We start from the raw sequence: 12,590 nt of genomic DNA, 5'->3' as shown, positions 1-12,590 counted from the left end.
GATAAATTTCTTTGCGAGCTTGCGTAGCTGTTAGTGTTTTCATGGGTTGGTAACTTAAGTTCATTTATAAAACTAACGTACGTCATTCCGTACATATTGTCAAGTTATAAGAAAAGGTAGCATAACATATTAATATACGACAAGGGGTATCTTATAAGACGTCAGATAAGATCCGGGAATCGTACTCTACATGCCTTTCTCGTTGTTTTCCGGATTTTATCCGTCTCGTCAGTCGTATAAAGTCGCAGAATAAAACCCCGAAATAAGTCCTACCAATATAGTGAGTTAGCGTACAAAGTCAACTTCTCCGGTATTCCATAGTTAAACTTAACTTAAGAGAAGAAGGCTGAATAAAAACTTTTTCAATTTCCGTGTTACAGGTTTACTTTAACGGCACATTTTTAACCTCACTTATCTATGGATCCCGTCACCCACGGACTTATCGGTGCCACCGCCTCGCAGTCGTTTGCAAATAAAAGAACCCTTCGGGCATCGGCTTTTACGGGACTGGCCTCAGCCATGCTCGCCGACCTCGATGTAGTTATTTCCAGCGCCTCCGATCCCCTGCTCAACCTGGAGATGCACCGGCAGTTTACGCACTCGCTGATCTTTATCCCGGTGGGGGCATTGATCGCCACCGTCCTGCTTTGGTGGTTTGTGCGAAAGTATCTCACCCTGAAACAAACGTATATGTTCAGTCTGGCCGGCTATGCCACGGCGGGACTCATGGATTTGATCACCAGCTACGGCGTCCTGCTTTTTTGGCCGTTCAGCTCCGGGCGTTTTTCCCTGGATATCATCTCGGTCTTTGATCCGCTGTTTACACTGGGAGTCCTCATTTTCACGGGATTAGCATTCTATAAAAAGGAAAAGATGTATGCCCGGCTTAGTTTCGGCTGGGTTGTTGTGTATTTGCTCTTCGCTTTCACCCAGCAACAAAAAGGCATTCGCACCGCTCAGGAAATTGCCCGTTCAAATAACCATGAGATCCAACAACTGATCGTCAAGCCCACCATTGCCAATCAGCTGCTTTGGAGTATTCACTATACCACCGGCGATTCCCTGTACAGCTATGGTGTCCGGTCTCTCCCCTTTGCCGATCCCGTGATCTATGAAGGTGATGCAGCAGCGCTGTTACAATGGAAGGAGAACTATGCTGAATTCGAGGGAAGTATCCTGTATCAGGATATTCAGCGTTTTTCGGATCTCTCGGAGGGCGTCCTCATTCAGCACCCCGATCATGAAAACGTCATTGGCGATGGGCGATATTCCATGCTTCCAACTACGACCTCTCCGCTATGGGGCATTGAGATCGACACGACACGCCCTAACCGTCATGTTGAGTTTGGCACCTATAGAGATGCAAACCCGGAGGTAAGGCAGGCTTTTATGGATATGCTGTTTGGGAGAGAGATTAAAATCAGGTAGATAGTTTTTGGAGAACCATCTGTCCCGACAGCTGTCGGGGCTGATGGATGGCCGAATTATACCTGAAAGGCATAGTCAAAACGGTCAGACGGGTTATCCGTCAGACCGTAAGTAAACTTCAAAAATGCTCACCGAAAAATTACTTATTCATCGAGATCAACCGGAAGCCGGAGCTTCCCGGACTGTGTGACGAAGATGGACCTTCGTCACGAGGAGAAAATAACCTGTCATCGCAGAGTCTGTCAGGGAATTCGTTTACAGAATATGAATGGAGAAATTCTCCCCTTGAGGGGAGATAAATCAGTCAGTTGTTCCTGACTGAATTCGAGGGGTGTTGGCACTAAGGGCAATACAGCTTGACGTAAATTCGAATCAAAACAGTTGAAAAATTTAGGCCGTAAAAAACAACGGACCCTTTGGCACCAACACCCTCCGCCAGACTTCGCATCCGCTCAGTCCGGCACCTCCCTCAAGGGAGGACTTGATAAAATGCAACAGGATGGCCGATCTTATCTCAAATTCAGAACGCTTTGGGAAACATTTTTAATTAGTTCTCAAGGAATAGCTGTAAATGTTCTGCCATCCATTTCCTGAACTCATCGGTAGTTGGTGGCGAGTGGCGTGTGTCAGTCAAAAGTTCGGTTTCTACTAAAGGAAGATGAGCCTGTGCCCTTTCTACCAATGGTTTGCCTGGAAATGAAATATCCTGATCAGCCCCTATAACAAGACACGGCATCGTTAATTTTTTAAGCGTTTCATCGGATGAGACCGGAGGAATGCTTTTTGGAGTGATAAAATCACGCATGGAATCTCCAAGAAAATAGCCCCAGTCCTCATCCCAATTCGATAATAAGAAATCAGTCAACTCTTTTAAGTTCTCTTCTGTTGGCTTGATCCTGTATTTGATCATCGGGATGGCCATTTTGGCTAATCCTTTGAAAACCGATCCCTGTACAATACCTGCAGGTACGACCAGGGCTAATTTATTTACTTTCTCAGGGTATGCAGCTGCAAACCGGTGTGCAATAAACCCTCCCAAACTTATCCCAAACAGATCAATTTCACTTGAAGGCAGTTCAGCTACTATTTCAGAAAGCCAATTGATGTATGAGCTGTCTTTATAGGACAGCCGTTCCGGAATACCGTGAACGGAATGTCCGGGAATATCAGGAAGTATAAGGTGATAGGACTCGGTGAGATACTTTAGTTCGGAAAGCAGATGTGCGGACCCGGTCAGCATAGCATGAAGACAGACCAAAGGAGGTTTAGAAGTATCTCCGGCTAATAATACCTGGGACTCCCCATAGGAAGTAGCAATAGATTCAAATTGGACCCTGCAGTCTGCTTTAACTAAAAAGCGTTGATACCAGTCTTCTTGCCGGCTTCGGGCTTCTTCATTCTTAAAAATATATTTCCCCATACGTGAAAATAGTTGTCTCTACATTTTATAGATCAGAGAATGTACTATGAGGTAAAATATATTCCAACTAAAGCAGAATTAAAGCCAAGACTTAAGGATCTACTTTTTGGATTTGGTTTAAAAAATCCATTTTTCGGAGCAGATGGATGGCCATTGGTAAATATAAAAGCCATAATCAAAACGGTCAGATGGGTTATCCATCAGACCGTTTACAATGACGTTACTTATTCATCGAGATCAGGAACTCTTCATTGTTCTTTGTGCCTTTGATCTTATCAAGCAGGAAGTCCATGGCTTCGTACGGACTCATATTTGTAAGATAACGGCGAAGCAGTACCACTTTTTCACGCTCGGCCTCAGAAACCAGCAATTCTTCGCGCCGGGTTCCGCTTCGGAAAATGTCGATGGCAGGATATACACGACGTTCAGAAATTCTGCGATCCAGATAGATCTCCATATTACCGGTTCCCTTGAATTCCTCAAAGATCACGTCATCCATACGCGAACCGGTGTCGATCAAGGCAGTAGCTAAAATAGTAAGGGAACCGCCATTCTCGATATTCCGAGCAGAACTGAATAGTTGTCGCGGTGCTTTAAGGGCTTCAGAATCTACCCCGCCCGACATTGTTCTTCCTTTGTTGGAAGCCACAACATTATACGCTCGTGCAAGTCGTGTGATAGAATCCATCAGCATCAACACATCATGGCCGCTTTCAACCAGACGTTTGGCTTTTTCAAAAACGATCTCGGCTAATCCGATGTGGTTTTCCGGTTTTTCATCAAAGGTAGAAGCAACCACTTCCGCATTTTTCACGGTGCGCTCCATCTCGGTAACTTCTTCCGGACGCTCATCCACAAGTACGATCAGGATCTTTGTTTTTGGGTGGTTGGCAGAAACAGCGTTCGCAATATTTCTCAGGATGGTAGTTTTACCTGTTTTGGGCTGAGCCACGATCAACCCACGCTGACCTTTCCCTAAAGGTGCAAAAAGGTCTATCAGTCTTGTTGAATGTTCTTTTGGGTCAAACTCAAGGCGGTAACGCTCATCCGGGTGAATAGGCAACAGATCATCAAATCCCTGACGATTATCCATATCGTGAGGAATGCGGCCGTTTACTCCTTCAATTCTGAGTAATGCGAAATAACGCTCCCCTACTTTTGGAGGGCGGATCACACCGATCACACAATCGCCCTGCTTCAACCTGAATCTTTTGATCTGCGAAGGCGATACATAGATATCATCCGGGCTGGCCTTATAGTTATAATTCACAGACCGTAAAAAACCGTATCCATCCGGCAGGATCTCAAGGGTACCTTCATTGAAGAGATATGGACCAAGATCCGGCTCCAGCTCCTTGATACGTTCTTCTAAAGTGTTGGCATCCGACTCAGGAAGCTTATTGTGTTCGTGTCCCTTGCGCCGGTTGTTATTATGCTTATGTTTATGCTGTTGCTTTTTCCCGGAGTCATCTTTTTTCTCATCCTTCTTTTTATAGGATACGATATGATCCTGGCCACCATAGCTTTTAAGTTCAGAATCTTTCTGGGTAGAATCATTTTTCTGGCGATCCTCATTACTGTTATCAGAAGAAGAAGATACCTGGCCTTTCTTGGCGGTCTCACGTATCTGTTCGATCAACTGAACTTTACGTACTCCTGTAACTCGCTTGATTCCAATAGATTTGGCGATAGTCTGTAATTCGTGAAGCTTTTTCCCCTCTAAGGATTCCAACTCCCCGGCCGGGATTCCGGCGGTTTCATTATCTGACATAAAATGTGGCTGTTATGAATATATGATTCTTACTGAATTTTGGGGTGAACATCATGTTACCCTGTTTTGGTAACGATACTGGATATTCAATCAGGTAAGGATGAAATGAGCGGTGCTTGTTATGATACGTTTTCTGTCCACCGCTTAACTATAGGATAAAAGTAAAAACTTCCCATAAAAATTACTAACTCTGTCTTCAATTCATTTAAAATATTTTCTTTTTGTGATTCACCTATCAATTCAACTTCCAAATTACCTTTCAGATCACTTAACTTTGCAGCCCTATCCCCTTCCTGTTCTATGAAATAAGCCTTTTTAAAGCCCCTCAAATACTTGAACATTTCCGGGTTCAGCTTATCTTTCATTGCTGAAAAGACCAATACGGTTTCGGAAATGGATTTTATAGCCCTTATCCCTTCTAAGGATGATTCCAGCGCCTGGCTATTATGAGAGCCGCTGAAATACCACTCGTATTTCGGGTGTATTTTTTCAAACCTTCCGGGGGCTCCTTCAAAGTTTTTGATCGCATCCAATAACCTGTCTTCCGGCATCGGAAATTGATCTTGAAGAACTTCTGTCACTAAAAAAGAAATGGCGACATTCCACCTGTTTACCGATTCCTTAAAAGACGTTTTGATCTCTATGTCCGCTTTTTTGAGCGTAACAGTTCCTTTATTCCACTTCGGATCCAGTTCTTCAGCATAGGTCAATGATGCATGCTTTGATCTTGCTTCGTGCTCAATTACCGTCTTGGCAGAGCCTGTAATATTACCTATCACCACAGGAATACTTTCTTTTATGATCCCGGCTTTTTCAGCAGCGATCTCTTCTATGGTATCGCCCAATACACTTTGATGATCAAGACCAATAGATGTGATCACTGAAACTTCAGGTGTGATGATGTTGGTTGAATCCAGACGTCCTCCCAATCCAGTCTCAATGATTGCAACATCAACTTCCTGCTCTGCAAAAAACCAAAAAGCCAAAGCGGTACTGATCTCAAAATAACTGAGTTTAATTTCCTTAAACAGATCATCTGCCGTCCTAAAAAACTCCAACATCTGTTGGTCTGTAATTTCCAGCTGACCAACCCGCACTCTTTCATTATATCTAAGCAAATGAGGTGAAGTAAAAAGCCCGGCCTTATATCCGGCATCACTGTAGATCTTTTCCAGCAGGTACGATGTGGTTCCTTTGCCATTGGTACCGGCTACATGAATGGAAGGATACTGCTTTTGAGGATCACCCAAAGCCTCACAAAAAGTACGAATGGCATCCAGGGAAAAGTTAGCGGCTGAAGTACCTGCCTTTTGGAACATGGGAATAGAATCCAGAAAAGAATGCACATCGCTGATAGAGTTAAAGCGACTCATGTTGACCATTCCTGTTCTTTATATTGTTCAAATCCAGTTTTTAATTTCATTACCATGGGATGATCTGTCTCAAAAATATGGTTATCAAGAGTACCCACTTCTTTGATCTCTATCAAAGAATTTGTGCAAAATACAGCCTCTGCTTTGTTGATCTCATCAAGCCCGAATTCTCCTTCTTCAAGTTTGATTCCGAGATCTTCGATCACTTCGATCATCACTTCTCTGGTTACTCCGGGTAAAAGATCACATTTCACTGAGGGTGTATAAATAACCTCATCCTTCACCCAAAAAATATTAGCGCTTGTGGTCTCGCTGATCATGTCTTCAATCGTAAGCATCAGGGAATCGTCGCATTGGCGCTGTGATGTCTCCTGAGCAGCTTTGATGTAGTTCAGGCCATTACTGAGCTTGTATTTACGCCGGAGTGCTGCAGAGGGAATACAGCGTGTTTTTGCTACGGTAAGTTTGAGTGGTGATGCGTTTGAAACCGGCTTCCCTGCCTGGATCATCCAGCCCATTCTCCTTGAGTCAGTGATATACCCCCTGCCACCTTCCCGCCAGCATTGAATGCGTATCATTGCCTCAGTTTCAGCAAGCCGATTCGCTTCAAGCAAGCTAAGTACCTGCTCCAATAATTCCTCAGCCGTAAATGCAGGATCGATGCCTATATATCCCAGTCCGTCTTGCAGTCTTTGGAAATGCCTGTTCCACCTTAAAAACGATCCGGCATAGTATCTAATGGTCTCAAAACAGCCATCACCATACATCATCCCACGATTGAGTGGAGAAACCCTGGCTTCCTGCTCCTCCACAAGTTCTCCATTCAGGATGATATGAACCGGATCAGTCATTCAAATATACTTTTAAGGAATCGTACCCAATTCCTTTCTCGTAGCCTATATTTGACTTGAGTACATTGGATTGCTCATCGAATAGAATGTAGGTCGGAAAGCCCGGTACTTTGAGATAATTAAAAAAATGAGCGCCATCGGAATAGATGAAATTTGGGTATTCTCTTTCTTCTTCCAAAGACTCCTCTGCATCCTTCACTAATGCAGCAATAACCTGAAGTGAATCTGCTTCTCTTTGCAAAAGCCGGATCTCGTCAAGCATAGCGGTAGATTTTTCTGACCAGCTGGCCCAAAATACCAATATCGATTTCTGCCCTTTGAGATCAACAATACTGACTGAATCCTGAGCTCCTATGACCCGCATTTTTAAGGTGGTCAAAGAATCAGACTCAACTACATTTTCTACAAAACGCGCATGTTGTTTGTTGGTGAAATTAAAGGAAGATAACACGATCACCACCATAGTGATGGCAGCAACGGCTATCATAAAAGGAACAAACTGCTTTTGCTCGAGACGCATATTTTTTATTTAAAGATAGAAAATTCGTCTGATTAATACGGAAAGGGCTTATATGTACTACTTCCCTGACTTCCCGTTTCTGCTGTAATTCTCTTTGATATAGTTATCAAGGATGGCGCGAAATTCTTCCCCGATATGATCTCCCCTGAGCGTGGTTGAGTGTTCACCGTCGATATAAACCGGGGCTTTTGGTTCTTCGAATGTTCCGGGTAATGAAATACCGATATTGGCGGCTCTGGATTCACCGGGTCCGTTTACCACACAGCCCATTACAGCAACATCCATTTCCTCCACTCCGGGATATGCTTTTCTCCACACCGGCATGGATTCCACAATATAATCCTGTATCTCTTCAGCCAGCTCCTGGAAGTACGTACTCTTTGTTCTTCCACAACCGGGACAGGAAGTGACCTGAGGAATAAAACTTCTGATCTTTAATGATTGAAGGATCTGTTGGGCAACTTGTACCTCAAGAGCGCGATCGGCACCTGGCTGAGGGGTAAGGGAAACCCGGATGGTATCGCCGATTCCCTGCTGTAAAATAACCGAAAGAGCCGATGCACTGGCCACCATTCCTTTCATACCCATTCCGGCCTCGGTCAAGCCAACATGTAGTGGGTATTCAACGGCTTCGGCGATTCTCTCGTACACTGTAACTACATCTTGTACGCCCGACATTTTACAGCTAATAATGATCTTATCTGAGGCTAACCCAACATCTTCAGCTAACTTTGAAGAACGTTTGGCACTTTCCACCATGGTATCCAGCATGACTTCCTTCGCAGATTTTGGTTTCGGAAGTTCGTTATTGGCATCCATTTTATCTGCAAGCAACTGCTGATCTAAAGATCCCCAGTTTACACCAATACGAACGGGCTTATCGTATTTAATGGCTTGCTCTACAATAGTGGTAAAATTCTCATCCCGGGTTTTGGTACCGGTGTTTCCCGGATTGATCCTGAATTTGGCCAGCGACCTCGCCATGTCCGGATATTGAGTCAACAGTTTATGGCCGTTGTAGTGGAAATCACCGATTATGGGAACGGTAACTCCACGATTCATGAGTTTTTCTTTGATATGAGGAACAGCCTTAGCAGCTGCATCATTATTTACAGTGATGCGAACCAGCTCCGAACCGCCACGGTACAAGTGTTCGATCTGATCGGCTGTCTCATCAATATCGGCGGTATCCGTGTTCGTCATGGATTGAACCACGATGGGGGCTCCTCCTCCAACGGGTACATCACCTACCATTACCTGAATTGATTTTCGTCGTTCTATTTTTGCCATGGGTATTCTAAAATGTTGTTGAAATTCCTAAAGATCAGTTCTTCTTACTCAGTTCAAATAGCTTTCTTTTTTCTTCGTTCGAAAGGGAATCATATCCGCTTTTGGAGATCTTTTCTAAAATTGCATCTAATTCAGTTTGATCAACTTCTTCCACGATCTCTGCATCCTGAACAATATGCATATTCTTGTTTTTGGATCTCTTGCCTTTACTACCGGATTTGGGTTTCACCCTTCCAAATAAGTACTCTACATATCGGATAACCAAACTTAAGTCTTTTCCGTTTTTATAGGCTTTGATCATTAAATACCCGCCTAGTGCACCACCAAGGTGTACCAATCGTGCTACACCGTCACCGGCTCCTACAAATAGGATATCAATGGCGATCCAGCCGGCTACAAAATAACGAGCCTCAATGGGCGGGAACAAAAATAACATAATCGGCGCCCGTGGATAAAGCATAGCAAAAGCTACCAGCATACCGGTCACAGCACCGGATGCTCCTATCACCAACGCATCACTAAATACCAGCGCGAGACCTGCATCTAACAAGGCCCCTAAAATTCCGGCTCCAAAATAAAGAACGGTAAAAGTGCGCGGGCCAACGGTTTCTTCTACTGCTCTCCCCATCCACCATAACCAGAGCATGTTGAACAAGAAATGCAGAAAACCGCCATGCAAGAACATATAGGTGACCATCCGCCACGGCTGTGTCAGAAAAGTTGGGAATGTAGGGTCAAAGCCTAAGTTCCCAATAGCCCATTCATTCAGCTTTTGCCCACCGATCATCTGAATAAAAAAAACGATCAGCGTGGCCAGAATAATGCTACGGATTGCAACCGGCATTCTCATGAAGGCATATTTTATGCCTCCCCAAAATGAATCATAGGGCATCTGGTTTCCGAAACCTCCACCACCGCCACCACCTGGAAAATTGTAGGATCCTCTAGCCATAGTATTCAGGTTTTTTGAGTCCCCAGTATTTGATGAGAATAAATCCGACCAACAGTCCGCCAAGGTGAGCAAAGTGAGCTACTCCGCTGTTTGGCATCGAGAGTCCGTTGAAGAGTTCGAACAATCCATAGAATAATACAAAGTATTTTGCCTTAACGGGTATAGGCGGAATCAAAAGCATGATGTAGCGATCCGGAAACATCATCCCAAAAGCTAAAAGAATACCGAATACAGCACCGGAAGCTCCCAATGTGTACGTAAAGTATCCGCCAATGAACATATGGATAATAGCTGCTCCGATCCCGGTAAGCATATAATAGATCAGAAATCGTTTTGAGCCCCAGAGGTTTTCAATAGCCTGACCGAAGATCCAAAGTGCAAATAGGTTGAAGAAGATATGCCCGAGATCTGCATGGAGGAACATATACGTAACAAGCTGCCAGGGCATGAACCCTTCGCCCAGTGGACTTAAAACCAAATAAGGAGCAATAGCCGAGCCGATCGGTGTCCACCCTGCTCCAAATAGCTGTTTGGTTAATAAAAACGCCAACCCATTAATGATCAACAGGTTTTTTATAACAGGGGGAAATAAAGTAAAACTGGTGTTAGGTGAAAAATTGTTCAAAAATCTCTGCTTTAATGATGATTCTTTTTGATACGGGAATATACGTTGATTCCGCTCAAAGTTACGCCCGGAATTCCTTGTCCGGGATAAGTGGTATCTCCGCAAAGATACAAACCTTTAAACGGAGTTTCGTGAGGAGTCCACTTGAGCAAGCTTCGTGCCATACTTTGGGGTATTCCGCCCACTCTGCCTTTTTTTCGGTACACCCAATTTTCCCAGGTGACCGGCGTTGCGGTATGGATCACTTCGATCTGAGCGTCTGCAAATCCGGGGAGTTTTTCACGAAGCACCTTAACGATAAAATCCTCCGCCTGTTGTTTCGCTGTTTCATAGCTCCCATTCATTGAATACCAAAGCTCCGGAGAAGCATGGGTTGAAATATTGAGCGTTCGCATTCCTTCTTTTGCCCGGACTGAATCTCCCGGTTTGGACATTGATACAAAAATAGAATCTGAATCCGTGAATGGAATGGTATCTCCGTCTTCAAGATGGATCTGGTTATGAAGGGGAAGTTCTTTTGGGTAGACATCATCTGTAGCAATACCAAGTGTGATGGCACCCCACGCTTCATCAAAATCTTTGGCTTCTTCTTGAAAATACTCACTCATTTCACCGGCTGTTATATCCTTCATATTCCAAACCGGTATGTTTGAGATCACGATCGGAGCCCGGTAGGTAAATTTCTCCTTCCGTGTGCTCTTGGTATGAACCATAAACTGCTCGCCTTCTCTTGAGATCATCTCTACCCCCTCTTTGGTATGAAGGGCTCCCCCTTTATTCTGGATAAAAGACCTGATAGCATTGATCATTTCCAAAAGTCCACCAGGTACATAGAAATTAGAATAGTTGGTATAGGTGAGTCCTGCAGCTCCAAAAAGAAAAGGGGTTTCTTCGGATTTCGCCTGGGCCGTTATCATCAGCTGTTCATCCACAAAGCGCCGGAATTTGTGAGTGTCGACACCATACTTTTTCATTGTGTCAGCTACTGACTGAAAGGCATATTTCAGAACCCATACATCCAGCGGATTGTTATTAGTCATCAGTTCTCCCCATTCGGATAATTTTTGCGGCGGAAAGTGCGGATTCTTCAAAGACACTTTCCAAACCAGATCCGATACCTTAAAGGCTTCCTCCCAAAAAGCTCGCTGAGCCTTCTCATTACCAAAAACCCGTACACATTCCATTATCCATTGCTCACGGTTTTTGTAGCGAGTTAGTTGCTCCCCGTCGATCCAAACCGACATACTCGGGGTGATCTCTTCCCTCGGAATTTGAATTCCGGTTTCATGCTCTAATTTCCAAAGCGGTTGATCTTCATCGAACCCAATGAGCGTAGTTGCCCCCGATTCAAATACATATCCCTTCCTGAAATAAGAGGACGAACACCCGCCGGGAGCATGAGCTTTTTCCAGAATGAGTACTTTATGGCCGTCTTTGGCAAGCATGGCTCCAGCACTCATACCTCCCATGCCTGAGCCAACAATAATAGCGTCGTAGTCTTGATTTATTTTCATGTGGGTGTAACATGAAATGGAGGCTTAAATGTTCCAATGGAATGGAACGCAGATTAGGCGGATTTTGCGGGTGGGCACAGATCTTATTATGGCTACCATATTCATTAACCTCATTCCCAACCTCCGGCTTATCGTTTTGAACCATGATTTACAGGACTTTATTAATGATCTGGATTTTCTCTTTCCCTAAATAACATCCTTATATTCCTTCCCATTTAAACCACTTTACACCATGAGCAAAGCTTATTTTTTTGAAAAAACCTACACCGGAATAGACTTCAACGTGGAAGAATTTGAAACCGGTGATTATGAAAACTCCCGGTTCATTAATTGTCAGTTTCCAAAATTGGATCTATCAGAATGCAGCTTTATTGAGTGTGAATTTGAAGGGTGTGATTTCTCCATGACTAAACTTTACGGCACTTCTTTGCGAGACACTGACTTCAATGAATGCAAGATGGTAGGACTCCAATTCGATACATGCAGTGATTTTGCTTTCTCACCCACATTCGAATCCTGTAATCTCGATCTGTCATCTTTTTTTGGGGTGAAATTGAACGGCGGCGTCTTCAAAGATTGCAGCCTGCAGGAAGTGGATTTCACCCAGGCCGAATTAAAAGAAACCCTTTTCGAAAATTGCGATCTCGCAAAAGCCACCTTATCTGCTACCCACCTTCAAAAAGCAGACCTCTCTACCTCCTACAACTTCTCCATTGATCCTGAACTGAATAACATTGAGAAGGCTAAGTTTTCACTGCAAGGCTTGCCGGGCTTACTCGATAAGTATGGGATTGTGGTTGATTAGAATGGAATTCATCTGTCGGGCTTTGCACGGCTGATGGATGG

The 12,590-nt window shown here is 44.1% G+C and carries 11 protein-coding genes; 2 read left to right on the top strand and 9 right to left on the bottom strand.

Going from position 1 to position 12,590, the window contains the following annotated elements:
• Positions 1–417: 417 nt before the first annotated feature.
• Positions 418–1,428: a metal-dependent hydrolase gene (locus tag ACFSVN_RS13445; protein ID WP_390303820.1), complete on the top strand. Its 1,011-nt coding sequence runs from the start codon at positions 418–420 to the stop codon at positions 1,426–1,428.
• Positions 1,429–1,975: 547 nt separating this feature from the next.
• On the opposite strand, the gene ACFSVN_RS13440 is transcribed toward ACFSVN_RS13445, so the two are convergent.
• The 9 genes from ACFSVN_RS13440 to ACFSVN_RS13400 all read right to left on the bottom strand — a co-directional run bounded on the left by ACFSVN_RS13440 (position 1,976) and on the right by ACFSVN_RS13400 (position 11,744).
• Positions 1,976–2,848 (bottom strand): alpha/beta fold hydrolase, encoded by an 873-nt coding sequence (locus tag ACFSVN_RS13440; protein WP_390303817.1) that lies wholly within the window; start codon positions 2,846–2,848, stop codon positions 1,976–1,978.
• Positions 2,849–3,068: 220 nt separating this feature from the next.
• On the bottom strand, positions 3,069–4,619 hold the full coding sequence (rho, locus tag ACFSVN_RS13435; protein ID WP_390303814.1) for a transcription termination factor Rho: 1,551 nt from the start codon (positions 4,617–4,619) through the stop codon (positions 3,069–3,071).
• A 119-nt stretch (positions 4,620–4,738) separates the two neighbouring features.
• Complete coding sequence (locus tag ACFSVN_RS13430; RefSeq protein WP_390303811.1) at positions 4,739–5,992, bottom strand: bifunctional folylpolyglutamate synthase/dihydrofolate synthase; 1,254 nt, start codon at positions 5,990–5,992, stop codon at positions 4,739–4,741.
• Positions 5,989–6,843: an aminotransferase class IV gene (locus tag ACFSVN_RS13425; protein ID WP_390303807.1), complete on the bottom strand. Its 855-nt coding sequence runs from the start codon at positions 6,841–6,843 to the stop codon at positions 5,989–5,991. Before ACFSVN_RS13425 ends, ACFSVN_RS13430 begins: the two co-directional genes overlap by 4 nt.
• A complete protein-coding gene (locus ACFSVN_RS13420) occupies positions 6,836–7,363 on the bottom strand; it encodes a TlpA family protein disulfide reductase (RefSeq protein WP_390303804.1) in 528 nt (175 codons plus the stop codon). Before ACFSVN_RS13420 ends, ACFSVN_RS13425 begins: the two co-directional genes overlap by 8 nt.
• A 57-nt stretch (positions 7,364–7,420) precedes the next feature.
• Positions 7,421–8,653, bottom strand: coding sequence for a flavodoxin-dependent (E)-4-hydroxy-3-methylbut-2-enyl-diphosphate synthase (gene ispG / locus ACFSVN_RS13415; RefSeq protein ID WP_390303801.1), 1,233 nt, complete (start codon positions 8,651–8,653; stop codon positions 7,421–7,423).
• 34 nt (positions 8,654–8,687) lie between these two features.
• Positions 8,688–9,605 carry a rhomboid family intramembrane serine protease gene (locus ACFSVN_RS13410; protein WP_390303797.1) on the bottom strand — a complete coding sequence of 306 codons (918 nt, stop codon included), beginning with the start codon at positions 9,603–9,605 and terminating at the stop codon, positions 8,688–8,690.
• Positions 9,598–10,230 (bottom strand): rhomboid family intramembrane serine protease, encoded by a 633-nt coding sequence (locus ACFSVN_RS13405; RefSeq protein ID WP_390303794.1) that lies wholly within the window; start codon positions 10,228–10,230, stop codon positions 9,598–9,600. The genes ACFSVN_RS13410 and ACFSVN_RS13405 overlap by 8 nt, the downstream gene beginning before the upstream one ends.
• A gap of 11 nt (positions 10,231–10,241) precedes the next feature.
• Positions 10,242–11,744, bottom strand: coding sequence for a phytoene desaturase family protein (locus tag ACFSVN_RS13400; RefSeq protein WP_390303791.1), 1,503 nt, complete (start codon positions 11,742–11,744; stop codon positions 10,242–10,244).
• Between the two features lie 232 nt (positions 11,745–11,976).
• Here ACFSVN_RS13400 and ACFSVN_RS13395 point away from each other — a divergent pair, with 232 nt between their 5' ends.
• The gene (locus ACFSVN_RS13395) at positions 11,977–12,549 is read left to right on the top strand and encodes a pentapeptide repeat-containing protein (protein ID WP_390303788.1); all 573 of its coding nucleotides are present in this window, start codon (positions 11,977–11,979) and stop codon (positions 12,547–12,549) included.
• Positions 12,550–12,590 lie beyond the last annotated feature (41 nt).

The sequence above is a fragment of the Gracilimonas halophila genome (assembly GCF_042684365.1).
Lineage (GTDB): Bacteria > Bacteroidota > Rhodothermia > Balneolales > Balneolaceae > Gracilimonas > Gracilimonas halophila.
This window is presented reverse-complemented; position numbering and strand designations above follow the sequence as displayed.